This window comes from Nostoc sp., assembly GCF_036919575.1.
GTDB lineage: Bacteria > Cyanobacteriota > Cyanobacteriia > Cyanobacteriales > Nostocaceae > Nostoc.
Window position 1 is genome coordinate 20307 of record NZ_JBALBY010000028.1, and the last position, 22754, is coordinate 43060.

At 44.3% G+C, this 22754-nt stretch carries 19 protein-coding genes and 25 tRNA genes; 10 read left to right on the plus strand and 34 right to left on the minus strand.

Annotation, left to right across the window (positions count from 1 at the left end; genetic code table 11):
• Nucleotides 1-46: 46 nt before the first annotated feature.
• Both V7K27_RS09120 and V7K27_RS09125 read left to right on the plus strand, forming a co-directional pair.
• Complete coding sequence (locus tag V7K27_RS09120; protein WP_334946385.1) at nt 47-925, plus strand: FHA domain-containing protein; 879 nt, start codon at nt 47-49, stop codon at nt 923-925.
• 258 nt (nt 926-1183) lie between these two features.
• Nucleotides 1184-1927, plus strand: coding sequence for a M50 family metallopeptidase (locus V7K27_RS09125; RefSeq protein ID WP_334946387.1), 744 nt, complete (start codon nt 1184-1186; stop codon nt 1925-1927).
• A 42-nt stretch (nt 1928-1969) separates the two neighbouring features.
• Here the strand turns inward: V7K27_RS09125 and V7K27_RS09130 are convergent, their stop codons facing one another.
• A complete protein-coding gene (locus V7K27_RS09130; RefSeq protein WP_334946389.1) occupies nt 1970-3205 on the minus strand; it encodes an RNA-guided endonuclease InsQ/TnpB family protein in 1236 nt (411 codons plus the stop codon).
• A 441-nt stretch (nt 3206-3646) separates the two neighbouring features.
• Nucleotides 3647-4651 carry a 2-hydroxyacid dehydrogenase gene (locus tag V7K27_RS09135; RefSeq protein WP_334946391.1) on the minus strand — a complete coding sequence of 335 codons (1005 nt, stop codon included), beginning with the start codon at nt 4649-4651 and terminating at the stop codon, nt 3647-3649.
• Between the two features lie 17 nt (nt 4652-4668).
• On the opposite strand from V7K27_RS09135, the gene V7K27_RS09140 reads away from it, so the two are divergent.
• Nucleotides 4669-4845, plus strand: a complete 177-nt coding sequence (locus V7K27_RS09140) for a hypothetical protein (RefSeq protein ID WP_334946393.1) — start codon at nt 4669-4671, stop codon at nt 4843-4845.
• A 57-nt stretch (nt 4846-4902) separates the two neighbouring features.
• Here V7K27_RS09140 and V7K27_RS09145 read toward each other — a convergent pair whose 3' ends face one another.
• Complete coding sequence (locus V7K27_RS09145; RefSeq protein WP_334946395.1) at nt 4903-5766, minus strand: class I SAM-dependent methyltransferase; 864 nt, start codon at nt 5764-5766, stop codon at nt 4903-4905.
• 340 nt (nt 5767-6106) lie between these two features.
• Here V7K27_RS09145 and V7K27_RS09150 point away from each other — a divergent pair.
• Nucleotides 6107-6191, plus strand: a tRNA-Ser gene (locus V7K27_RS09150).
• Between the two features lie 732 nt (nt 6192-6923).
• Here the strand turns inward: V7K27_RS09150 and V7K27_RS09155 are convergent.
• Nucleotides 6924-8522: a serine/threonine-protein kinase gene (locus tag V7K27_RS09155; protein ID WP_334946397.1), complete on the minus strand. Its 1599-nt coding sequence runs from the start codon at nt 8520-8522 to the stop codon at nt 6924-6926.
• A 294-nt stretch (nt 8523-8816) separates the two neighbouring features.
• Here V7K27_RS09155 and V7K27_RS09160 point away from each other — a divergent pair, with 294 nt between their 5' ends.
• From V7K27_RS09160 to V7K27_RS09170, 3 genes are all read left to right on the plus strand, one after another.
• Nucleotides 8817-9362: a T4SS efffector SepA family protein gene (locus V7K27_RS09160; protein ID WP_334946399.1), complete on the plus strand. Its 546-nt coding sequence runs from the start codon at nt 8817-8819 to the stop codon at nt 9360-9362.
• A 76-nt stretch (nt 9363-9438) separates the two neighbouring features.
• Nucleotides 9439-9648, plus strand: a complete 210-nt coding sequence (locus V7K27_RS09165) for a DUF6888 family protein (RefSeq protein WP_334946401.1) — start codon at nt 9439-9441, stop codon at nt 9646-9648.
• A gap of 15 nt (nt 9649-9663) precedes the next feature.
• The gene (locus tag V7K27_RS09170; RefSeq protein ID WP_334946403.1) at nt 9664-9864 is read left to right on the plus strand and encodes a DUF6887 family protein; all 201 of its coding nucleotides are present in this window, start codon (nt 9664-9666) and stop codon (nt 9862-9864) included.
• Nucleotides 9865-9950: 86 nt separating this feature from the next.
• On the opposite strand, the gene V7K27_RS09175 is transcribed toward V7K27_RS09170, so the two are convergent.
• The 3 genes from V7K27_RS09175 to V7K27_RS09185 all read right to left on the minus strand — a co-directional run bounded on the left by V7K27_RS09175 (nt 9951) and on the right by V7K27_RS09185 (nt 12624).
• Nucleotides 9951-11678, minus strand: a complete 1728-nt coding sequence (locus V7K27_RS09175; RefSeq protein ID WP_334946405.1) for a succinate dehydrogenase/fumarate reductase flavoprotein subunit — start codon at nt 11676-11678, stop codon at nt 9951-9953.
• 263 nt (nt 11679-11941) lie between these two features.
• Complete coding sequence (locus V7K27_RS09180) at nt 11942-12259, minus strand: hypothetical protein (protein WP_334827145.1); 318 nt, start codon at nt 12257-12259, stop codon at nt 11942-11944.
• A 104-nt stretch (nt 12260-12363) separates the two neighbouring features.
• Nucleotides 12364-12624 (minus strand): hypothetical protein, encoded by a 261-nt coding sequence (locus V7K27_RS09185; protein WP_334946407.1) that lies wholly within the window; start codon nt 12622-12624, stop codon nt 12364-12366.
• Between the two features lie 197 nt (nt 12625-12821).
• On the opposite strand from V7K27_RS09185, the gene V7K27_RS09190 reads away from it, so the two are divergent.
• The gene (locus V7K27_RS09190) at nt 12822-13670 is read left to right on the plus strand and encodes a hypothetical protein (RefSeq protein ID WP_334946408.1); all 849 of its coding nucleotides are present in this window, start codon (nt 12822-12824) and stop codon (nt 13668-13670) included.
• A 289-nt stretch (nt 13671-13959) separates the two neighbouring features.
• Here V7K27_RS09190 and V7K27_RS09195 read toward each other — a convergent pair whose 3' ends face one another.
• From V7K27_RS09195 to pds, 4 genes are all read right to left on the minus strand, one after another.
• On the minus strand, nt 13960-15282 hold the full coding sequence (locus V7K27_RS09195; protein ID WP_334946410.1) for an ABC transporter substrate-binding protein: 1323 nt from the start codon (nt 15280-15282) through the stop codon (nt 13960-13962).
• A gap of 192 nt (nt 15283-15474) precedes the next feature.
• Nucleotides 15475-15566: transfer RNA gene (locus V7K27_RS09200), tRNA-Ser, on the minus strand.
• A gap of 126 nt (nt 15567-15692) precedes the next feature.
• Nucleotides 15693-16625, minus strand: coding sequence for a 15-cis-phytoene synthase CrtB (gene crtB / locus V7K27_RS09205; protein ID WP_334946412.1), 933 nt, complete (start codon nt 16623-16625; stop codon nt 15693-15695).
• Nucleotides 16609-18048, minus strand: coding sequence for a 15-cis-phytoene desaturase (pds, locus tag V7K27_RS09210; RefSeq protein WP_334946414.1), 1440 nt, complete (start codon nt 18046-18048; stop codon nt 16609-16611). Before pds ends, crtB begins: the two co-directional genes overlap by 17 nt.
• Nucleotides 18049-18077: 29 nt before the next feature.
• On the opposite strand from pds, the gene V7K27_RS09215 reads away from it, so the two are divergent.
• The gene (locus V7K27_RS09215) at nt 18078-18266 is read left to right on the plus strand and encodes a hypothetical protein (protein ID WP_334946416.1); all 189 of its coding nucleotides are present in this window, start codon (nt 18078-18080) and stop codon (nt 18264-18266) included.
• 721 nt (nt 18267-18987) lie between these two features.
• The gene (gene nagZ, locus V7K27_RS09220) at nt 18988-20073 is read left to right on the plus strand and encodes a beta-N-acetylhexosaminidase (RefSeq protein ID WP_334946418.1); all 1086 of its coding nucleotides are present in this window, start codon (nt 18988-18990) and stop codon (nt 20071-20073) included.
• A gap of 104 nt (nt 20074-20177) precedes the next feature.
• On the opposite strand, the gene V7K27_RS09225 is transcribed toward nagZ, so the two are convergent.
• From V7K27_RS09225 to V7K27_RS09335, 23 genes are all read right to left on the minus strand, one after another.
• Nucleotides 20178-20248, minus strand: a tRNA-Lys gene (locus tag V7K27_RS09225).
• A gap of 137 nt (nt 20249-20385) precedes the next feature.
• Nucleotides 20386-20468: transfer RNA gene (locus V7K27_RS09230), tRNA-Ser, on the minus strand.
• 7 nt (nt 20469-20475) lie between these two features.
• Nucleotides 20476-20549: transfer RNA gene (locus tag V7K27_RS09235), tRNA-His, on the minus strand.
• 6 nt (nt 20550-20555) lie between these two features.
• A tRNA-Ala gene (locus V7K27_RS09240) sits at nt 20556-20629 on the minus strand.
• A 103-nt stretch (nt 20630-20732) separates the two neighbouring features.
• Nucleotides 20733-20805 (minus strand) — tRNA-Thr (locus V7K27_RS09245).
• An 8-nt stretch (nt 20806-20813) separates the two neighbouring features.
• A tRNA-Met gene (locus V7K27_RS09250) sits at nt 20814-20890 on the minus strand.
• Nucleotides 20891-20900: 10 nt separating this feature from the next.
• Nucleotides 20901-20973, minus strand: a tRNA-Leu gene (locus V7K27_RS09255).
• Between the two features lie 4 nt (nt 20974-20977).
• Nucleotides 20978-21050, minus strand: a tRNA-Pro gene (locus V7K27_RS09260).
• A gap of 4 nt (nt 21051-21054) precedes the next feature.
• A tRNA-Leu gene (locus tag V7K27_RS09265) sits at nt 21055-21129 on the minus strand.
• A 6-nt stretch (nt 21130-21135) separates the two neighbouring features.
• A tRNA-Leu gene (locus V7K27_RS09270) sits at nt 21136-21212 on the minus strand.
• 6 nt (nt 21213-21218) lie between these two features.
• A tRNA-Gln gene (locus tag V7K27_RS09275) sits at nt 21219-21294 on the minus strand.
• Nucleotides 21295-21297: 3 nt separating this feature from the next.
• Nucleotides 21298-21370 (minus strand) — tRNA-Gln (locus tag V7K27_RS09280).
• A gap of 5 nt (nt 21371-21375) precedes the next feature.
• Nucleotides 21376-21450: transfer RNA gene (locus V7K27_RS09285), tRNA-Asn, on the minus strand.
• A gap of 6 nt (nt 21451-21456) precedes the next feature.
• Nucleotides 21457-21531, minus strand: a tRNA-Phe gene (locus tag V7K27_RS09290).
• A 22-nt stretch (nt 21532-21553) separates the two neighbouring features.
• Nucleotides 21554-21628 (minus strand) — tRNA-Arg (locus V7K27_RS09295).
• Nucleotides 21629-21632: 4 nt separating this feature from the next.
• Nucleotides 21633-21718 (minus strand) — tRNA-Ser (locus V7K27_RS09300).
• A 4-nt stretch (nt 21719-21722) separates the two neighbouring features.
• Nucleotides 21723-21805, minus strand: a tRNA-Tyr gene (locus V7K27_RS09305).
• A gap of 7 nt (nt 21806-21812) precedes the next feature.
• Nucleotides 21813-21885: transfer RNA gene (locus V7K27_RS09310), tRNA-Glu, on the minus strand.
• A gap of 77 nt (nt 21886-21962) precedes the next feature.
• Nucleotides 21963-22034 (minus strand) — tRNA-Trp (locus tag V7K27_RS09315).
• 3 nt (nt 22035-22037) lie between these two features.
• A tRNA-Met gene (locus V7K27_RS09320) sits at nt 22038-22113 on the minus strand.
• A gap of 10 nt (nt 22114-22123) precedes the next feature.
• Nucleotides 22124-22196 (minus strand) — tRNA-Cys (locus V7K27_RS09325).
• A 3-nt stretch (nt 22197-22199) separates the two neighbouring features.
• Nucleotides 22200-22321: transfer RNA gene (locus tag V7K27_RS09330), tRNA-OTHER, on the minus strand.
• 4 nt (nt 22322-22325) lie between these two features.
• A tRNA-Asp gene (locus tag V7K27_RS09335) sits at nt 22326-22399 on the minus strand.
• Nucleotides 22400-22754 lie beyond the last annotated feature (355 nt).

Sequence of the window (22754 nt, forward strand, 5' to 3'; positions counted from 1 at the left end):
AGTCCTACATAATTTTATGATGATCTTGAACAAAGGCTAAATATCGATGATCGTCTGCCCTAATTGCAATCATCCCAACCCTGATGGCGCTGTCCAGTGTGAAGCTTGCTATACACCGTTACCTGCGACTACTAACTGTCCCAGTTGTGGGGCAACTGTGCAGGCAGATGCTGCATTCTGCGGTCAGTGTGGCTATAACCTTCATTCCGCAGGAGTTCCACACGTTCATCCTGCGGTAGCTGCAACAGTTACTCCCGATATTCCTGTGGAAGTACCGCCGTTAGTTCCACCAGATCCACTGTTAGAACTTTTACAACCAGATGCCTTGGGACTGAGTGAATCTACTAACGCCCATCCCTCCGGCTCATCTTTACCACCAACACAGGTGGCAGTTGCCCCAGAAGCTCCGCCACAAGTATCTGTTAGAGAAAGTAGCCCCTCAGAACCAGCCCCAACTCTCGCAGCTCAACCCGTAGTCTTTGAAAAAAGTATTCCGACTCCACCACCTTTGGAACCAGCGCCAGCCTCTGAAGCTGAAGTATCCCCGTCAGCAACACCAGTAGCAACTGCAACTGCTTCCAAAACGCAATTACAGCAGGTTACAGCGCGGTTAATCCACGTTCAAACCGATCTGCTAATTGAATTACCGCAAAATCTTTCTGTGATTCATATCGGCAAGCCCAATGATCGGATTCCCCCAGATATAGATGTTTCAGGATTTCCCAATTCAGAAATTGTCTCGCGGATTCATGCAGATATTCGCGTCGAGGGAGACGCTCACTATGTAGAAGATGTGGGGAGTTCTAATGGCACTTATATTAATAATTTGCCGCTTTTACCAGGGAATCGTCACCGCTTGCGTCCAGGCGATCGCATCAGCTTAGGTAAAGGAGACTTAATGACATTCCTGTTTCAACTTGCTTAACTGATTCTCGATTAATTGTGACATCAGTTTAGGCATTTTCTGCCCATCCTCCGGCATCCATTTTGGAGGAGAAACAAATGAACTGCATCTGACAAGCGACGGATAACTATGTTGTTCTTGATAGCGCCATAGTTGACAGCCGTCGCTTCCTGGTGCGAATTGTTGCATTGCCCAGCAACTCCATTACCTTAATAATTACACTAGCATGGATGAAAATACACTCCAACAGTTAGGCTAATTACTTCAGGAAAGTGACCGATGAGGGAACCAAGCAAAAATTTTGAAACCTTGCTGACCAAAGAAGCCCCGCCAGTTGTTGAACGCATGGGGCTAACCTGGCTAATTGCAGCAGCGATCGCAACTGCTTTACTCTGGCAATTACCAGGAGGAGATTATATATTATACCCATTTACGATTTTGGCAACCTGGTTTCATGAAATGGGTCACGGTTTAATGGCACTTGTATTCGGGGGACAGTTTCAGAAATTAGAGATTTTTAGCAATGGTTCTGGTGTAGCAACTTATGGCATTCGGTCGTCATTGGGGCCAATTGTCCCGGCAATGGTCGCAGCAGCAGGGCCAATGGGACCGCCTATTGCTGGTGCAGCTTTGATTCTAGCTTCCCGGAGTTTTAGAGCAGCAACCCTCTGTTTAAAAATATTAGGGAGTTTTTTGCTATTTTCTACATTAATTTGGGTACGTTCCTGGTTTGGATTGCTGGCAATTCCCTTACTGGGTTTAATCATTTTGGGTATCGCTCTGAAAGCCCCTCGTTGGATGCAAGGGTTTGTTGTTCAATTTCTGGGTGTACAAGCTTGTGTAAGTACGTACCATCAACTTGATTATCTATTTAGTAGCTCTGCTGGCTCACTTGGACTTTCTGATACAGCGCAAATGCAACGGTATTTGCTTTTACCTTACTGGTTTTGGGGTGGGTTGATGGCGATCGCATCTCTGGTGATTTTAGTCCAAAGTCTCCGCGTTGCCTATCGTTCGGATTGACATACTCCCTGACCGTCATGTTCAGGGATTCTAATTCATGGTTCACAGAAATCCGCTTGCTATATCAAGTTTCCCATCAATAGTATTGGTGGTCTTCTCCCCATGCTTTCCATCTTTTGATGCAGATTCTTCTTGCCCAGAAGTACTGTTTTGCCACTTAACTCCTAATATCTTCATACCCGAATTGAGGATATTAATCGCCGCATTCGTATCACGGCATATTTTAACCCCACAGTTAGAACATGAATGAGTTCGGGTGCTAAGTGACTTCTTTACCCTATATCCACAATGGCTGCAATCCTGAGATGTATAGTTAGGCGATACCGCTACTACTGCTTTATCCCAGATTTTTCCGTAGTACTCTAACCATTGGGTGAACTGATACCAACTAGCGTCAGAAATTGACTTAGCCAAATGGTGATTTTTGACCATGTTTGCAATCTTTAAATCCTCATAGACAATCACATCGTTAGAGTGAACCACGCATCGGGCTTGCTTTATAGCCCAATCTTTACGCTGTCTAGTGATTTTTAGATGAACTCTACCTAATCGTTTTCGTGACTTGTGATAATTGATTGATTGAGGTTTTTTACCTAAAACAAACTTTTTACTTAACCGCTTTTGAGCTTTTTTTAGTCTCCGTTCTGACTTTCTCAAAAATTGGGGATAAATTACAGCATTATCATTTTGGTCTTTAGTGAAATATTTTAATCCTAAATCCAACCCAACAACATTACCTGTATATACGCCCTCTTCCTTCCGGTCAGCATCAAAGCAGAATTGGGCATAATACCCATCCGCTTTCCTTACTACACGGACACGATTGATTTTAAGTTGATGAAGGTCTTCTCGCGTGGATGAATTGCAGAATACAGATAAAGAACCAATTTTGAAGCCATCCGTGAAAGTAATAATTTTGCAATCATCAGATAATTTCCAGCCTGAGACTTTGTACTCCACTGAACGACAATGCTTTTTAAATTTCGGATAACCTTTCTTTTTCTGCTGTTTTTTACAACGCTTATAGAAACTTGAGATAGCAGCCCAAGCTCTTTCGGCACTGGCTTGACGTGCAGCAGAATTTAACTTCAAAGCAAAGTCGAATTCTGCTGCTAAGTCTTTGCACAGCTTGTATAAGTCAGCTTTACCAACCCCTTGATTATCCATCCAATAACGTACTGCTTTATTTCTAATAAATTGGGCAGCGCGAATCGCATCATCAAGAGCTTGGTATTGTTCCTTAGTTCCGTTTAGCAGCTTGGCTTCTCTTGCTATCATTTCTATATTTTATCATGGAACATTCCAGATAATACAATATAAAGTCGTGCTAGAAGCACGGGGCTTTTACCCAGCTTTTCGGTAAAAGATTGGGACAATGAATATGCAGATTAGCGATCGCCCTATTGCAGTCACGAATTCAACCCTCAGTACCTTGATTGCTGAATTAGGTACAGAATGCCTGAAAGTACAAGCCTTAGTTTAGCAGTTACAGTTACCTAGTTTAACTGTTAACCAAGAAGCTGAAATTCTCGCAGAACTCCTAGCTGCTACAGTTCATCTGCATAATCATTGTGACGAAGATTTTCAGACGCTAATTACTGAGGAAATGGAAAATTTGCCCGATGGTGAGGATTGAATGGTGATTTTAGTCCAAAGTCTTGGCGTTGCCTATCGTTCAGAGTAAATGAATATGCTCCCTTAGCGATCGCCAAGCATTACCTAAACTGACGGTTGAGCGCGAATTTCATTAGCACAAGGACGACCTTCTTCAATATCAGCAATATTAGCAAAAGTTGTTTCTGCAATATTATGGAGGGCTTCTGCTGTAAAAAAGGCTTGATGTCCGGTAATGAGTACATTGGGGAACGTTATCAGACGCTGGAAAATATCATCTTGAATAATTTCGCCAGACAAATCCTCAAAGAACAATTCCGATTCTTGTTCGTAGACATCCATACCGAGATAGCCAATCTTACCAGACTTCAATCCCTCAATCACTGCTTGGGTATCAATCAGCGCTCCTCGGCTAGTGTTAATTAGCATCACGCCTGACTTGATCTGTTTTATAGCCTCAGTGTTGATCAAGTGATGCGTTTCGGGAGTCAGGGGGCAATGCAGAGAGATAATATCAGAGTTGGCAAATAGCTCAGGTAGTTGTACATACTTTCCACCTAGCGCCTCCAATTCGGGATTGCGATAAACGTCATAGGCGAGTAATTCACAGCCAAACCCCTTCATAATCTGTCCTAAAATCAAACCGATTTTGCCGGTGCCAACAATCCCCACTGTGCGCTCATGCAAATTAAATCCTAACAGTCCATCTATGGAAAAATTGCCTTCTCGGACACGGTTATAGGCACGATGAATTTTGCGATTCAAACTTAAAATCAATCCCACAGCATGTTCTGCTACCCCGTAGGGTGAATAGGCGGGAACACGTACAACGGTAATTCCTAAGTCTGCGGCGGCTTGTAAGTCTACATTGTTAAACCCTGCACAACGGAGGACAACCAGCCGAGTTCCCCGTGAGGCGAGAAGCTCTAAAGTTGGGCCATCAACCTGATCGTGCACAAATACGCAAACCGCCGGAAATCCGGCGGCGAGGATAGCCGTATCCCGATTTAAACGGGGTTCAAAAAACACTAACTTCTGTTGGGTGGGAGAATTTGCAGCTGACAAAAACTGCCGATCATAGGCTTTTGTACTGAAGACTGCTACTTTCATGCAAAACCTCAAGCTGTATGCTGCACAATGTTCGACTACATAATAGCTTGGCAGTTAGAAAAGCGATGTCTACGACGATCGCAAGCAACGCGATTTTGGAAAATGCTGAGAGAGCAGGGGAGATTAACGATTTCTCAAATCTTGGTGATGGATTACTAATCATATTCACCAAACCGGATAAAACTTGGTTGTAATTTGCATAAACTTCTCGTCCTACTTCTATATTCATGTAGTTGCATTTGACAGCAAATTCAATCCAAATGAATTGATAACTGCCAGAGTTGGATTTGATAACAGAGATGGCTATCAAAAATGGTGCGTGCTGCTAACCCCTCGATAATTGGCTTTTCCAACCAGCGTTTGAATGCTAAACGACCAAGTGCGTGTAATGGTGGGAGTGCGATCGCTACAACATCACCAATATATTTGATGGTAGTCAGTCCAAAAGTACGAAAGTTATTAAGACATAAGTCAATTGTTGGCGCAATTTGGGTAGATATGTCCTCAGTCTTAATTAACTTAAATCCAGCCTGTATCAACGCTGTCTGAAGCTCGCTAGCGACATGACAATTAGAAAAAATGCCCTCTCGATATCCAGCATCAGAACGCATCATATCCGCAAGCAATAGGTAGCCACCACTACTTAATAAACGAGCTGCACCCTGAGCCAAATCCTCAGCAGCAATATATTGGCTGCTTTCACTGAACAAAACTAGGTCATAGGAGTGTGAGGTGTGAAAATCTTCAAATCTCGTTAAGTAGAAAGGTATTTTACCGTTGGTATTCTTGATAAACTTCTCTTGTTGGATTGCATCGGGCGCTAATCCCTCAACAATGAAACCGCGATCGCACAAATATGCTGCATTACCACCAATACCACAGCCGACGTCAAGCACAGTTTTTGTACTCTCTGGAATGAAACTGAAAAGCTTGGCTGCATAAGCTTCTTGAGCAGCACGAAAGCGAGTTATGGTCAATTCCTCACCCGCATTAGGTAGTGGCTCCCAATATCCGTAATGGAGGTAGGGGGAATTTGTGAGTCCCATGTAATAATCTATCGCCGCATTTTGGTAGCGAGTTGGTTTGGGAATGTTGATTGATTTTGATTTAAGCATTGATGAATATTGATGAATTAAGTAAGTTTTAGGGTATTATATAGGACTGCTATTTGATTTTTGAATAAATTAAGTACTAATCGAAAAGGCTTATTCCCTACTCCCCACTGCCTACTCCCCACTCCCAGCCTACGCAAGTCAGTTCAATAATCAAAGCGATTTACTGATACTTGGTTGAAATTATTCCCAACGTTTGGTTTACAAAGTTGTTCTTACCGAAGCATTCCGTTACGCAGATAAAGCGATAATGTTATAGTAGTATCGGAAATAGGCTAAAATTTCCTTTACTTCACGCCATTTGAATGTAGAATAGATACTCAAATGTGTGAATGATATACCTGGAGAGGTGTCCGAGTGGTTGATGGTGACGCACTCGAAATGCGTTTTGGGGAAACTCAACGGGGGTTCGAATCCCCCCCTCTCCGTTCAAAAAGATTGCCGAATGTTAAAGATGGTATGTATGATTATTTGCAAGTAAGGGCATACATCTGTGCGCCCCCAACTATATATATGTAACGGATGTTGTCTAAAACGGGATTATATTTCCCTTTTTACTTCGTCAAATATTTTTCACAAACACTAAAATATATACCGACAGAACAGATTTTTGCGATAAACTAATGCCATCGTGTGATATGATCTCCGGGCAATTAAGCATAATACCCGGAATCTCACCCTGCAAAAGCTGCGTTTTAGCTCCCCTCCCCGCCGGCGGGGAGGGGTTGGGGGTGGGGTTCTTTTATTATGGGTAACTTGGCAGACATGATATGAGAAGTGAACGATGGCAAATCGCAGCATAGGGAGATTGCTCACAATTAGTTTTATAAGAAGAATTCAGAACTCAGGAGTCAGAATTCAGAATTGAATTGGAGTCCGACTGAGTAATGAATATTGGTTTAAAACCAAGCCGAATTGTGGGCGAAAAAAATTAACATATTCTCGCCTTAAAACTCTATCTCTTTATGGGTGGAGTATTCTGAATTCTGAATTCTGTATTCTGACTCCTGTTTTATCAGCATTTTCAGACTGTAATACTTATGCGTTATTTAAATAATCAAGCTTTTCCCAAAAATCCGGTGAAGATTAATCAGAAGGGAAAATTGTCGTACATAATAGCAGATAACGACCAAAATCCCCAATTCAAAATCTAAAATTAACTAATTATTGTCATCGGATTGCTGATCATTTTGGGGTTGACTATTAGGCAGTGAATTTTGTTTTTCCAGTGTTGGTACTACTACAGCAGAAGGATCTAACTGTTTGGATTCCCTTGGTGGCGCGGCTGGGATGACCACAGGATTTGACGGATTCACAGGTTTGGGGGAGGTAGAATCTTGACTAGAAGTGGGTAAGTTATTTTGTGGCAATGGTGCGGGGGAGGCTTTACGAGATGACCGGATCGCCCGTAGTTTCTCCACTAGCGAGGGTGTGGGTGAAACGTTAGGTGAAGGTGTCGATTGTTGGGAATCGCCGCGTTGTGATTCTGGTGTAGGGCTGCTGGAAGATTCTTCTTGGGAAGAACGACGATTGCGCCGACGCTGCTTAGAATTAGAGACAGGTGCTGATTCGGTTCTGGAGGTAGTGTTAGTCTCTTCACCCGGAGGTGAAGATGTCCGATCGAAGTTAGGTACTTTCGCGGGTGATTGTTGAGTTGGCTGTTCAAAAAGCGGCTTTGCGGTTGGCTGCGGCTGAGATTTGGGTAATATGCTCGTAATTCCAAAACCTGCTGTAGCCGCAACTAAGGCTACACCCATACCAATAAATACCTTAGATGACCCCAGTTTTTTAGTCAGTACAGTTTCCTTAGCGATCGCTGCGTTGGGCGGTGCGATCGCAGATGGTCTATGAATCCGATTTTGGGCAGTTTTCCCAATTAAAGTTGCTGCTTGCTGGCCAGATAAATTCACAGTTGGCACTGCGTAAGTGGCTTGCGGTGTCAGATTCGCCCCATTTTCAGGTAGCAGTTGTAACCACTCAGCAACTGTCGCTGGCCGAAAACGAGACTCTACCGCCATACCGCGCATTACCGCTTGGTTGACAGCAGCGCTCAAATGTGGTTGCAGTTCGCGGGGGGAAGGCATTTGCTGGCGATCGCGCAATAATGCTGGCATCGGAACTTGGGCTGTCAACACTGCATACAAGGTTGCTGCTAAACCATAAACATCTGTAGCCGGTGTGCGCGGCGCTTGCGTCAAATACTGCTCAATTGGAGCATAGCCTTCAGAAACCAAACCCGTATGAGTCTGCCTGACACCGCCATTAAATTCCCTGGCAATGCCAAAATCAATCAGTACTACTTCCTGGGTTCCAAGGCGTTGGATAATATTATCTGGTTTGACATCCCGATGTAGCAAACCATTGTTATGTACTACCTGCAAGGCTGCGCCAATTTGCCGGATGTAATGAATTGCTGTGGCTTCTGACATTGGTATTCCTGGTAATACAAATGCGTCTCCCAAGGTTTCGCCAGGAATGTATTCCATCACCATGTAAGGCAGTCCACCTTCAACAAAAAAGTCACTGACTCTGACTATATTTGGGTGGATACACGTAGCTAATCGTCTGGCTTCATCTTGGAATTGGCGCTCGAATTTCGCAAAATCAGGATGTTGTCGCAGCCGTTCATTGATGGTTTTCATCACCACCTCCTGATCCAAGTAGTGATGGGTAGCTTTAAACGTAATGCCAAAGCCACCCCGCCCTATTTCTTGAATTAGGGTATATTTTCCATCCTGCAAAATTGTGCCTGCGAACATAAAGAGTCCTGAGTCCTGAGTGAGCAGATTAAGTAGCGAGTTCTGAGTCTTGAGGGATTTCCAAAAAATTTTCCCATATTTTATCTAAAGCAGGGTTTTCGCCTGTTTGCAATTCCCATATTGATCAATTATGACTGCAATCTCATCGTTCAAGCCAGCTTGAATTATAAAGCGGTTTCAATTTTTGGCCGTAGCGAAAAACCTGGATGGACTGATACAGATTAGAAAGTAACTGGCATTTTAAATATATTTGTGTTACATCTAAATATAGAGAGAACAAATACACAAGCATATATGATGCCAGTTATCAGAATACCTGATCCCATTTACAAGAGACTTCAAGCCTTGGCTGTCCCTTTCGAGGATACACCTATCACTGTTATTGAGAAGTTATTGAATGAATATGAGGCACGTTACCAGCCTGGGCAAGTTTCTGAAACCGAGAATTATAGAGTTCTTGAACCTGATACTCTAAGCAATTTGCATCATACCAGAGTGGTTCGAGCCGTCATTGGTGATCAGGAAATTCATCAACCGAACTGGAACAAAATCGTTGATGCAGCGCACGAAATTGCCATTCGGCAAGGACTTTCTGTAGAGAATCTCATCAAACTAACCCTTGCTCACGTTGTTAAGGGTGAAAAAATTAACTCTGGTTTTCACTACTTGCCAGAGGTAAACATTTCGATACAAGGTGTAGATTCAAATCTTGCTTGGCGTAATACTTTGCATTTAATGAAGAATTTGAAAATGCCAATTGAAATATACTTCGAGTGGCGCGACAAAGAGGGAGCAGCATATCCCGGTGAGAAGGGTAAGCTCATTTGGAATCCTGAATAGGATGTGAGAGTCTCAATTAGGAGAACATAACTGGATGACTTTATATGAGATTATATAGCTTGTTATATATAAATATATGATAAAAAAACTCAGAGATGACGAGCTACAACCAACAGCAGAACAGCTACAATGCTTATATAGACTTTGCCATCAACTTACAAATGTGATGTTCCAGCCGATTCACATCGTGCGATTAGATGAACGATCGCTCAATATATTTATATTATCTGGACAAAATGAAGAAATAGAGCTAGAAATTACACCAGATGGTAGTATAGAACCATGAATGTAGTATAGAACTATGAATAAGGTAAACTATGCAGCAATGAGTGACCAAGGGCTAAAAAATTACCTTCTCACCCACAAGGATGATAAGGAAGCCTTTTATGCTTACATGGATAGACGAAAATCTCGTCATCGTGATGCTGCAATAAAATTAAATGATCCGGGTTGGGAAGAAAAGATAATAGCTGTGATTCAGAAACAATTAGGTTCTGATTGATAACTTAATCATTTATTTCATATTTTTAATCGAGGTGGACAAAATTTTTGTAGTCCCCTCGATTTCTCACATAAATTTACCTTTGGCTAATACTTCCGCTCTTTTGGCTCAAACATAGTTATCGCCACCGGCCGATATTGAATGTCAATTCCGGCTGGTGAATAGTAAGCCATTGTGTGTTTGAGGAAGTTGCGATCATCTCGCTGGGAATAATCTTCGCGGAAATGAGCGCCACGGCTTTCTTGCCGATTCCGGGCTGATGCCAAAATAGTTTGTCCCACTACCATCAAACTTCGCAATTCCAAAGCCTCCACAAGTTCTGTATTCCAGCAACTACCTTTATCATCTAAATAAATTTGCGGATATTGCTGTTGTATTTCTTCTAGTTTCTGCAAACCTTGAGTCATTAATGTCTCAGTGCGGAAAACGCCACAGTACTCCGTCATACAATCCTGGAAGGCTTGACGGACTTGGTTAATGCGATACTGCCCTGGTTGTTCTAGCAAAGCTTGAATTAGTTGCTGGGCTTCTGTTACATAACGTTGCTCATCTACAGAGGGCAACTTCCGTTTTTGGACAAATTTTGCGATCGCAGCCCCAGTTCGCTTACCATAAACTACACACTCTAGTAGTGAATTACTCCCCAAGCGATTCGCCCCATGTACGGAAACACAAGATGTTTCACCCGCAGCAAAGAAAGCATCAACTAAACCATCACCACTGCTGCGGACTTGACCATCAGTATTCACTGGGATACCACCCATACAATAATGAATTGTCGGACGGACTGGCATCGGTTGAGTTACCGCGTCAACACCTACCAAACGGTGGGCTTCTTCCCAACAGAAGGGAACGCGACTCATAATTTTTTCTTTCCCCATGTGGCGTAGATCGAGATAGACAAAGGCGCCACCAGCACTTCCGTCGAGATGAATACCACGACCGGCGCGAATTTCGTAAGCGATCGCTCGTGAGGTAATATCACGAGGAGCCAATTCCATGCGACTGGGTGCATAGTTCACCATAAAGCGATCGCCTTCACTATTAATTAGATACGCCCCTTCACCCCGTACCGCTTCCGAAATCAACACCCCTACCGGATATAAACCAGTGGGATGAAATTGGACAAATTCCATATCTTCAAGGGGCAAACCTGCGATCGCAGTCATTGCCAAACCATCACCCGAAGAAGCGTAATCATTAGAGGTGGTGTTATAAACGCGACCATAGCCACCTGTAGCAAACATTACCGCCTTGGCTCGCACCACCTGAATCTGTCCATCCAAAAGATGGAACATTACCACACCCTTGGCCTCATTTTCTTCTAAAATGAGACGCATCACATACCATTCTTCATAAACTTGCACCCCATAACGCCGCAAATTGTTCACCAATTCGTGCAAAATCGCGTGACCGGTCTTATCAGCCGCGTAGCAAGTGCGATTGTGAGAATGTCCACCAAAAGCCCGTTGAGCAATGCGCCCATCGGTTAAGCGAGAGAACAAAACGCCCATGTGTTCCAAGTCAATTACCACATCTGGCGCTTCTTGGGCGAGAATTGCCACAGCATCTTGGTCTGCCAAGTAATCAGAACCCTTGACAGTATCAAAAGCGTGTGCTTCCCAACTATCTTCCGAATCAACATTTTTCAGCGATGCAGCCATACCACCTTGAGCCGCCACCGAGTGGGAACGAATTGGGTGAGTTTTGGCAACTACAGCAATATTTAAACTGGGGTCAATCCGGGCAATTTCCACAGCAGCGCGACATCCCGCCAATCCACCCCCGACAATAATCACGTCATGTTCCAGCATAATTAGCCCCCGACTGCAAACCACTGCTGTTCTTTACTAGCACTCAAAGTAACACTAAAAGTGTTAGTAAAACATAGCACTTCCAGGGGAGGGTGTACCCTAGCCTTTTTTCTTCTGTGCAACTGATAATAGAAAACCCATTGAAATAAGCTCTCAATGGGTAGTTGGTGATTTGTGATAAGGTTTACTTATCTGTTTCCTGAAGTAGTTTATTGATTAACTCCTGTACAGACGCGATTAATAGCGTCTCTACTCCTAACGCTTTAGCTAGTTGCTTGTACAGGTTGTTGCTGAGACACATTACCTGGGATAGGTTCCATTTTGGTTCCAGGCCCTACAGGCATGACTTCAATATGATTTAATAAGGTAGTGACAAACGCAAACAACAAGAAAGGTAGCGATAGCAGAACGACCAGACCTGCTGTTGCTAGAGCATACACAGGTCGCTTGGCACCCATCAGCGCCAAGGCTGATGCCAAACTTAGGGTAATTGTAATCAACCAAACAATTATTTGACCGTAGATATCACCGAAAGTCAGGGTACAGACAAACCGATACTTTTGAATATTATTTCCGCTCATCACATTTGCCTCAAGTCTCTCCTAATAGGTTCTACGTTAGAACCATGTTTGCCTTGTAGACAATTTCTAAATATTTTTGCAAGCTTCGTAATATCACTTCACAATCAACTTTTATTGTTAGAAAGAGCAATTCTTAGTACAGCATGGCGTAAATAGACCAACCATACCCTACCAGAAGCCCCCCTTCTGTAGTCGTCGCTGCCTGTAGCAAGGCTTTTCAGAGCAGGGGTACTACGCTCTACCACTACTTCTAAAATACAAGAGTGTGTTATTGCTGCGGGTACGACACCATCCCAGATTTTCGGTACGTTAGGACTACCAGATTCAAGCCAATGTAGATGAGGTTTTCCGACTTGTGTGTACACGGTAGCTTCCCTTCTAGGTAAGCGGTCTGGGGGTTTAGGTTTGAGTAAAAGTTGCACACGGCGTTAACTAGATAAATCCAGCAAAATCAGGATGTAAAAACCGATTTTTGGTGTTAAATTTTGAGTATTGCCCGAATTTGTTGAATTAACTCAACAAACCCTTTATTTTTCCTGGCAATATTGTTTTAGGAGTGAATGTGAATACTATAGTTCTTCGTAAAGGTGTTTTTTGGTTGCCAAGCATAGCTACTCTTGCAGTCCTGAGTAGCAGCTTATCTGCAAGTGCCCAGACAGTAGACAAGGTGAGCAGTCAGCCATCAACCGACCCTTCCGCAACCCTAGCGTCTCCCAACGAGTTTAGTACAGAACTAGACACTGGAAGCCAAAATCTTTCTACACAAACAACTGAAACATTTACGGTAATAAATTTAACTAAAGTACAGCAGTTCCAGAGCGCTGCAATACAGAAAAACACCAGTGTAACGCCTCCACCTGTTCCAGGCACAGTGGCAACCTCATCTGCGATGCTCACTTCTGAGTTTATACAACCGACGACTTCTGAAACTACTTCTCAACCATCTCCTACCAGAGTGGCGCAATCAGATATTGATTTAGGTATAACTACTCATGGTGGCAGCAGCTATATTGGCATCGCTGCTAACATTGGTTTAAGTGGTGATGGTGGCACGTCTTTGGGCGACGGTAACTTTGCGGTAGTCAGCAAAATCGGACTGACAAATTCTATATCGGTGCGACCCTCAGCCGTATTTGGGGACAGCACCACAATTCTACTTCCGATCACCTACGATTTTTCCTTCAAGTCAGCAGATGCTTTTAGCGAACCGTTAGCGATCGCACCTTACGTCGGAGTGGGTGCAGCTTATAAAACTGGTGATGATTCGCAATTTGCATTTTTGGCATCTGCTGGCATTGATGTGCCTCTAACTCGTCAATTCACAGCAACGGCTGCTGTGAATGCCGGATTTTTTGATCAAACTGATGTGGGCTTGTTGTTCGGAGTTGGTTACAATTTCACTGGGCTTTAAGAGTTAGGAGTTAGGAATTAAAATAATTCGTAATTCGTAATTCGTAATTCGTAATTAAGTTTTGTGACGGGGATTTAACCCCGACATAAAACCTGCTGCCTGTCTTGCTGGGGAATTAAACCCCCAAACTTTGTTAAACCTCGTCTATTTTGAAACCTGGAGTAGTGCGGGCATCTTGCCCGCTACTACCCGCATCTTAGCAAGATGCTCCCACTACTTTTAAAACTATGGTTCTCAAAATAAATGTAGTTTAGCAATGTTTCACTGATAACTCATAACTCCTAACTTTCTACTTAGGGGTAACTTTGTCAATCACCTTGATTTTGCCATCGTCTCCTACTGTCCAGACATCGTACACACCGACCACATCGCCGTTAGCATCAACATCTACGTTGCCACTGGCTCCTTGGTAGTTAATCTTCTTACCATCTTTAAGTAACTTCAGTCCCTCGCAAACATCGGTAACTTCTGTGCCAGGCCCATCAGCAACTTCACGGATTTTACTGGCTATACCAACGCCTGTATTTTCCTTAGCAGCTTGCGCTGCCAATGTCAATAAGGCAGCCGCATCCCAAGCTTGAGGGGCGTATTCCCCTGGCGCACCACCCTTTTTATCCTTCCACAGCTTGTTGAAAGCTTCTAGTGCTTTACCATTGGAACCCGGTACTGTACCGATCGCTCCAGTTAAAATATATTTACCATCACTGCCTTTGCCAACTTGTTCTGGGAAAGTAGGTGATTTCACCCCATCTGTCAGCAGAATTTGTACTCCCTTCGCCACACCTTGCTGATACGCAGCTTTCAGGAACAGACTGCCAGTTTCAGCGTACAGTACCGCCAGGACTGCATCTGGCTTACCAGCAAAAGCGGCAGCCGCTTCTGTATCAAATGTCTGGGCTTTCGGGTCGTAGCGGACAGGCTTATCTTTATTAACTATGGTTCCACCCAATTTTTCAAAAGTTTGCACAAATGCTTTTTCAAAGCCAACGCCATAGTCGTTATTAATCACAACTGTAGAAACTCGCTTGAAACCTTTTTTTCTGGCGAGTTGGGCTAAAGCTAGTGCTTGGTAGGTATCCGGGGGAGCAGTACGCGCCCAAAAGCCTTTAAAGTCGCCTTTTTGAGCTTTTTCTGTAAAAACAGGGCTGGTACTACCAGGGGAAACCAGCATGACTTTATTCGGCGTGGCAATGGAGACTGCTGCACTAGAAACGCTACTGGCAAAGGAACCAACTACACCCGCCACTTTATCTAAAGTTGCCAGTTTGGTCATCCCGGCAGCACCCGCTCTGGGGTCGGTTTGGTCGTCTACTTGCACCAAGGTAACTGGTTCGCCATTCACGCCACCGCAAGCGTTGACTGTATCAACGAGTAAAGGGACAGAACCTAGCATCTGCTGTCCCACAGAAGCCAAGTCGCCTGTTGACGGTAGTAGGGAACCAATTTTTAGCCCTTGAGTACTGCTTGTGGTAGTTGAGTTTGCTGCTGGGGTAGCAGTACTTCCGTTGTTAGCTGTGCCATTGGGGGTACTGGTATCACCACAAGCCCCAACTAGGAACCCAGTTGCTAGGGTCGCTATACTTAAGGTTAAGGCGGCGCTAATTTTTCTCATAAGTCACTTTCACTCCTCAGATATTTAGGAGCCTAAAAGTAAGATTCAAACTAAATTTGTAAGTTAGCTGAACTTAATCAAGACTCCAAAGGATAGATCATATCATCCATCTTTGGGAGTGGAAGTATTTACCCCTATATTAATATTTACTTTTCTACACAGAATATACTCCGTGTATTAAAGGCTGAAAAACGGAGAGGGAGGGATTCGAACCCTCGGTACGGAGTTGCCTGCCGTACAACAGATTAGCAATCTGCCGCTTTCGACCACTCAGCCACCTCTCCTGACTCACGAATACTAATGTTAGCAGATTTGTTGGGAAGAGTCAATAGACATTTGTCATTTGTCATTTGTCATTTGTCATTGGTTATTTATAAAAGACTAAGGACTAAGGACAAATGACTAATTTTTTAAAGGACTTGCGATCGCATCCAAGCTATGGGCAAAGTGCGTAACTTTTTCCACTGGGGAACGTAAGCCCGCCGACTGAATACATCGTAATCGTTGCGTTCAATCACCTCTAAAATCTGACCGTATAGCATTGATGCTGCCCACACAGGCCAACGGGCGTCGGTTGCTAAATAAGTAATTCCCCGGTCTGATATGGTATAGAATTGGCGGGCACGGTCAATTTGAAAGCGCATCAATGCCCGCCAACGCTCATCTACCACACCTTTGAAGAAGTCTTGCTCGGTATAGTTGAATTTTGCCAAGTCCTCAAGGGGAATGTAGATTCGCCCCCGTTTGGCATCTTCTCCCACATCCCGCAGGATGTTGGTGAGTTGATTGGCAATTCCCAGAGCGATCGCTTCTTCTGTGGGAATATATGGTTGTTTGTTCTGCCGCCACGGTGCTGTGTATATGGTGTTATCCACACCCATAACTGCTGTTGACATTAAGCCAACAGTGCCAGCAACGCGATAACAGTAGAGGTATAACTCCTCAAAGGTTTCATAACGACTGCGATATAAGTCCATGCGCTGACCGGCAATCATATCCCGAAAGGGCTGAATGTCCATCGGAAAGCGCTGGAGGGTATCAGCTAAAGCTACATCGTAATTTTCTAATGGGCGTCCCGCAAAAATCGATTCCAGCTGCTGTTCCCATAGGTCTAGGGTTTCTGGCGTGGTAATAGCAGATGCGGGTCCATCCACCAATTCATCTGTACGGCGACACCAAGCGTAAATTGACCAAATAGATTGACGTTTTACCGGACTCATCAGCAAAGTACCCAGGTAAAAAGTTTTGGCATACTTGGCTGTGAGATGCCGACAAAGTTTGTATGACTCGTCTACAGAGACCAGCGTTTTCATGCGCGGCGGGGAATCAGGCAGTTGCAGCATTCGTTGCGGGCGGTCGGGTGAGCGTTTGCAGGTTTGAGGAATTTGCTACCGGGAGAGCCTCAGAAATTGCCTGCGCTGTCAGCTTACCAGAAAGTACGGCACCTTCCATACTGCCTAAGTAGCGTTGCATGGTGTAACTTCCGGCGAGATAGAAGTTGGCAATGGGCGTAACTTGTGCGGGACGGTACTGTTGACGACCAGGGGTCGCTTTGTAAACTGAACGCGGCGTTTTCACTACATGAGATTTCAGCAATGTTGCTGGATTATCTCCCCCAAAGTGGTCGGGGAAGAGTTTTTCTAGTTCGGCAATCGTTGCAGCCACAATTTCCTCATCGGATTTGGCAATCCAATCTTTTGCCGGGGCTAGAACTAATTCCAGCATCGAACGATTGGGGTTGGCGTATTCACGGCAGGTATTGCTCATATCAGCATAAACGCTCAGGAGGGGCGATCGCGAAAATAACAAGTGATCAATTTCTGTAAGTTTCCGGTCAAACCACAGATGCAGGTTAATCACTGGTACTCCTTCCAATCCTTCTAGCTTCTTGAAAAACTCCATTTGCTTCCAAGAATTAGGCAACATGATTTTCAAAGGGTCAACTGACATGGCAGATACATAGACATCAGCCGTGAAAATTTCATCTTCTGCACCATTTAAGCCCCGAATCAAGTACGCTTTCACCGTACCATCGGCGTTGAGTAAAATCTCCTTCAAGGGGGCATTCAACCGCACTTCCCCGCCGCGTTCTGTGATGTAATCGACAATCGGGCTGCATAGCCGTTCTGTGGGGGAACCATCCAAAAATGCAATTTTGGAACCATATCGTTCTTGCAAAAATCGATTCAGTGCAGTTAATAGGATGGTTGCCGAAACTTCATCGGGATTGATAAAGGTGAGGGCTTTACATGCGGCAATAAAAACGTCACTAGTTACCCGCTCGTCAACACCTTGCCTTTTCAACCACTCTAAGAAGCTGTACTTGTCCATGTCTTCAACATACTTTTGACCCCGAACCACTGCTGGAAGTAGGCCAATTGCAAATCGAATCTTCTGCTCCCAAGTCAACATGTCTTTGTTGCGAAGAATCGACGCAATCACGTTGAAAGGAGATGGAATATCTGGAACATCAAAACGTGAGAGTGTCCCAGGCTTGTCCGGTTGATTGAAAATCAGCGTATGCTGTTTCCACTGAAGTCTGTCTTCAATGCCCAACTCCTTGAGCAATTGGAGCATATTGGGATATGCCCCAAAGAAGGCGTGTAACCCGGTTTCGTACCAGTCGCCGTCAGAGTCTTTCCAAGCCGCAACCAGACCACCCAGTACGTCCCGGCTTTCCAAGACAATGGGAGTGTGACCTGCGTCCGTGAGATATTTCGCGCAGGAAAGTCCTGCTAGACCAGCACCCGCGATCGCTACTCGCATTTAACCCTAATGCCCTTCAATATTTCTTTATGGTTTTGTCGTTCTCATTATACGTTGCAATCTGTTACATTTGGCAGTTATTGTGCGATCGCTTCCCCAAAAAACTTTTGCCAAAGGAAATTTTACCTCGGCGCACCTGCCCAATCAAATTGCCAATACCATTATTGGCAATGGATTTGCGGCGAGTATTTCATCTAGATATAGGTAAACAAAAGTAATTCCTTTGACTAAAAGTAGGTAATCTTAAATGTTGTCTGAAAGTAGTTGATTTCTTTGCTAATCCGTGTATTTGCTCTCTTGAAAATATCTGGGCTATTGGTTAAAGACTGCTAGTTGATTTCCGATATATTTTTCTTCGGTGAATACATCAATCATGTAAAAATGACAAATTATATAGGAATCATAATATTTGATTTCTGAAAAAATCTCGGTAGTCTTGTAGTGGACCCTCTTGCCTAAAATGTTGCAAAAAAATTGTCGGTTGGGTGGAGCTTTGCGTAACCCAACATCCTGATAATTAGTTGGGTTGCGCTCCGCTCCACCCAACCTACGTCTAATGCACTGTTTTAGCCTAGAGGGTCTACTACGTGCATTTCACTAATCTTATACTAGTCCTGTATTTGTATTTAAGTATTTTAACTGTTAAATATTTAGCAGCTATTGCCAATAATTTTGACCTATTGAAATAGCTGGATGCGATCGTAAAAATGCTTTTGCGGGAAAACTAATCTCTGGCAGCGTCAGTAATTATGCTGAATATTTTGGCTTAATTCTCTTAGGCAGCAGCCCCTATATATTCCCATACTGAGCATGGGAACGAGAATAAAAAATCTACCTTTGAAAGCTCCCCGTTCCCCATAAGGATGTAGGATAAAAGTTTATATTCTCTAGGTTGGACAACTCAGTTGTTTACCGCACACAACTTATAGGTAAAAGATTATGGGTGTATCGCAGGAGCTAAGGCGCTTTGGACATCATCTGATTCTAGGTATTTCCGGCACTACATTAAGCGATGATGATAAACTTGCACTCAATGAATTGAGGCCGGTTGGGGTGATCTTTTTTGCTAAGAACTTTTTGGATGGCACCCCATATCCGGTTTGGCTGGAAACCTTCAAAGATTTGAATAGCCAGATACGAGAATATACAGAACGTGATTTAATGTTCATCACCCTCGATCATGAAGGAGGTCGTGTAATTCGTACACCACTACCAATTACCCGCTTTCCTCATGCCTTGTTGCTGCGATCGCACGCCTACGAAGTAGCAAAAGCCACAGCAGTAGAACTAAAATCACTGGGAATTAATTTATCTTGGGCACCTGTAGCAGATATTTTTTCCCATCCCCACAACCCCGTCATTGGGCCTCGTGCCTTTGGTAACACTCCCGATACTGCTGCTCAAGGTGCCCGTAACTACTACCTTGGACTTCAAGATTCAGGAATTTTGGGATGCGCCAAGCACTTCCCCGGACATGGGGATACCAGCAAAGACTCTCACATTGAGCTACCAATACTGAATTTAACTCTAGAAGACCTGCGACTTCGAGAACTTATACCTTTCAAAGCCCTAATCGAAATACAGATTCCTTTAATTATGACTGCTCATATCTTATTTCCCAAGATAGATGCTGATGTGCCAGCAACGCTTTCTCAGGCTATCCTCAAAACCATACTTAGAGAGGAACTAGGCTTTGAGGGAGTAGTTGTATCTGACGACTTGGATATGAAAGCGATCTCAGATATGTTTATTAAAGCTGGTACTGTGGCGCGGTCAATTCATGCAGGCTGCGACCTGTTTATTGTCTCGCGCAATATCAACTCATCATCTATAGAAAGAACTTATCAGATTGCTGAAGATTTTGCCGATTCCTTAAATAAGGGCAGCTTAGATGAATCAGTAGTGGAAGCAGCCAGAGAAAGAATCGATAAACTACTGGCAGTAACACCGCAATATTCCATAGATACTTTGGATAAAGATATACTACTGCAACATGCTCAACTAGCGATCGCTAGTTCCTATTAATAAGCTAATGTGCATTCAAGCTGCATATTAGCAATTGCCAAAACGCCAGCTAAGATTGTATTTCTTAATTTTGAATTTTGAATTTTGAATTTTGAATTGCTTAATGGGTGGTATAGGGGTCGAACCTATTTCTGCGGGTTAAAAGCCCGCTGCACAGCCGGTATGCCAACCACCCTAGTTAATTTAAATAAAGAAATGGGCAAGTGCGATTTGTAATACCAATATTAGATATAAATCCACCTGGGAGGTACTGCCCCTCCTATTTCTGTGTTATCAGCACAGCGCCTCACTTTTCGGCTTCAGGTGGAAAAGAGGAAGATGGAGGAATCGAACCCCTACAGTTGCCCATACTCCAAGGTTCAAGCTTGGTTGCCGTCCATTCAGCAGCATCTTCCATTCAGGGGTATCTGACGGGGCTTGAACCCGCTATGACTGGTTCCACAAACCAGTGCCTCGACCACTTTGGCTTCAGATACCAAAAGTGGATACTGGTCGGATTTGAACCGACATCTTTCTGCTTGCAAGGCAGACGCTTTCCCAGTTAAGCTACAGACCCATTAAATAAGTTACCAGTTAACAGTTGGAGCGTTCGCGTTGGCGTAGCCTGCTGTTAGGCATAGCGCAACGTCTCATGCTGCCGTTACATCACACCCGCATCAAGCTGGTAACAGGAATTGAACCTGCAACCTACTGATTACAAATCAGTTGCTCTGCCAATTGAGCTACACCAGCACTGTTTTTGGTGACGGGGGCAGGAATTGAACCTGCTGATGTTCAGGTTATGAGCCTGACGAGCCACCGTTGCTCTATCCCCGCATATTCACCAATACCCCTGACTGGATTTGAACCAGCAACCTCTTCGTTCTAAGCGAAGCGCCTCTTCCGTTGGGCTACAAGGGCAAAGTCTGAGTGACAGGGATTGAACCTGCGACCTGGAGTTCCCAAAACTCCCGCGCTCCCAACTGCGCCACACCCAGATAGTACTCCTGGTGGGAGTCGAACCCACAACCAAACAGATTTTAAGTCTGCCACCTCTTCCAGTTGGGCTACAGGAGCAAGTTTTGGTACTCTTGGTGGGAATCGAACCCACAACATACCGTTTTTGAGACGGCAGCCTCTTCCAATTGGGCTACAAGAGCAGAGTTTGGCAGCCCCACCAGGACTCGAACCTGGAATCTTCGCCTTCAAAGGGCGCTATGTTGCCAATTACACCACAGGGCTTTATTGCCAGGGCAGGGTTTGAACCTGCAACCTCATCGTTCAGAGCGATGCGACTTACCAATTCGTCCACCCGGCAATGAATGGCTGCCTCAGTAGGACTCGAACCTACAACCGCGCGGTTAACAGCCGCTTGCTCTACCATTGAGCTATGAGGCAACGAAGCCCCCCAGGTCGGAATCGAACCGACGACCTCCTGTTCTTCAGACAGGCGCTAACTACCAACTGAGCTACCGGGAGATAAAGAGGAGAGATGATGTAACGAGAGCGGAGGGAATCGAACCCTCAAGTCTTCAGTTTCGTAGACTGAGATGTTATCCAGTTACACCACACTCTCAAGGCGGAGAAAGAGGGATTTGAACCCTCGGTACGGAGACCGTACAACAGATTAGCAATCTGCCGCTTTCAGCCACTCAGCCACCTCTCCACAGTGGGTCGAGCAGGATTTGAACCTGCGTGCAAAAAAGAACAGTTTTACAGACTGTCGCCTTCAGCCAGACTCGGCCACCGACCCATAATCATTCCCCCGACGAGAATTGAACTCGCATCTTTGCTTTGAAAGAGCAATGACTTAACCATTCGTCCACGAGGGCATAATTTATCGAATTTTGGATTTTAGATTTTAGATTTTGGATTAAATTTATTAATCTAAAAAATCCAAAATTGTCTGACACAGGGACTAGGATTTGAACCTAGAACATCGGATTTGGAGTCACGAGGTGTTGCCGTTACACCATCCCTGCATTTGGTGGCAGTGGCGGGATTTGCACCCGCATATACCAGGGTATGAACCTGGGGCTTTGCTAATTAAGCTACGCTGCGATCGCACCAAAGGCTGAGGTGAGATTTGAACTCACGATATCGGTTTTGCAGACCGACGCCTTCGACCACTTGGCTACTCAGCCATTTGGGAGTCCCGACGAGATTCGCACTCGCAATTTTCAGCTTGAGGAGGCAGCGCGTTGCGGAGGTTCCCTCCGTTGTAGCGACTGCCGTAGACTGACGGCTTAAACTATTCGCCTACGGGACTACAACCAGGGTGACGGGACTTGAACCCGCAACATTTCCGCAGACAACGGAACGCTCTAGCCAATTGAGCTACACCCCGATTTTTTGGAATTTGTGCCTAAACTTTGAGGTTTTTAGGCACAGATTTTTTTGGTGAACTTGCCCATTTCTTATTTAGTTTTCAAGGTTCAGAAAAATTATAGAAACTGTTAGGAAAACAACCGAAACTCTAGGTAGCAACCCTATTGTGTATTACGGATGTATTCAGTGGTTTTCATGAGTGCAAACTTAGATGGTTTGCAAGTAAAAGCAGCTTTGTTGACTGTGGACTTTGGTTTATTCCAACGCCTGTCCTTTAGTTGGATGTAGAACATAACTTTGACCCTTGCGAAGCTTTGTCTTTCGCCTCACTACATGCATACTACAAAATACTACAAGAGGTGTCAAGGGGTTTG

Excerpts from the sequence above, each read along its gene's own strand:
- V7K27_RS09120 (WP_334946385.1), top strand. The coding sequence starts at position 47 with ATGATCGTCTGCCCTAATTGCAATCATCCCAACCCTGATGGCGCTGTC.
- V7K27_RS09125 (WP_334946387.1), top strand. The coding sequence starts at position 1,184 with ATGAGGGAACCAAGCAAAAATTTTGAAACCTTGCTGACCAAAGAAGCC.
- V7K27_RS09130 (WP_334946389.1), bottom strand. The coding sequence starts at position 3,205 with ATGATAGCAAGAGAAGCCAAGCTGCTAAACGGAACTAAGGAACAATAC.
- V7K27_RS09135 (WP_334946391.1), bottom strand. The coding sequence starts at position 4,651 with ATGAAAGTAGCAGTCTTCAGTACAAAAGCCTATGATCGGCAGTTTTTG.
- V7K27_RS09140 (WP_334946393.1), top strand. The coding sequence starts at position 4,669 with ATGCTGCACAATGTTCGACTACATAATAGCTTGGCAGTTAGAAAAGCG.
- V7K27_RS09145 (WP_334946395.1), bottom strand. The coding sequence starts at position 5,766 with ATGCTTAAATCAAAATCAATCAACATTCCCAAACCAACTCGCTACCAA.
- V7K27_RS09155 (WP_334946397.1), bottom strand. The coding sequence starts at position 8,522 with ATGTTCGCAGGCACAATTTTGCAGGATGGAAAATATACCCTAATTCAA.
- V7K27_RS09160 (WP_334946399.1), top strand. The coding sequence starts at position 8,817 with ATGATGCCAGTTATCAGAATACCTGATCCCATTTACAAGAGACTTCAA.
- V7K27_RS09165 (WP_334946401.1), top strand. The coding sequence starts at position 9,439 with ATGATAAAAAAACTCAGAGATGACGAGCTACAACCAACAGCAGAACAG.
- V7K27_RS09170 (WP_334946403.1), top strand. The coding sequence starts at position 9,664 with ATGAATAAGGTAAACTATGCAGCAATGAGTGACCAAGGGCTAAAAAAT.
- V7K27_RS09175 (WP_334946405.1), bottom strand. The coding sequence starts at position 11,678 with ATGCTGGAACATGACGTGATTATTGTCGGGGGTGGATTGGCGGGATGT.
- V7K27_RS09180 (WP_334827145.1), bottom strand. The coding sequence starts at position 12,259 with ATGAGCGGAAATAATATTCAAAAGTATCGGTTTGTCTGTACCCTGACT.
- V7K27_RS09195 (WP_334946410.1), bottom strand. The coding sequence starts at position 15,282 with ATGAGAAAAATTAGCGCCGCCTTAACCTTAAGTATAGCGACCCTAGCA.
- crtB (WP_334946412.1), bottom strand. The coding sequence starts at position 16,625 with ATGCTGCAACTGCCTGATTCCCCGCCGCGCATGAAAACGCTGGTCTCT.
- pds (WP_334946414.1), bottom strand. The coding sequence starts at position 18,048 with ATGCGAGTAGCGATCGCGGGTGCTGGTCTAGCAGGACTTTCCTGCGCG.
- V7K27_RS09215 (WP_334946416.1), top strand. The coding sequence starts at position 18,078 with ATGGTTTTGTCGTTCTCATTATACGTTGCAATCTGTTACATTTGGCAG.
- nagZ (WP_334946418.1), top strand. The coding sequence starts at position 18,988 with ATGGGTGTATCGCAGGAGCTAAGGCGCTTTGGACATCATCTGATTCTA.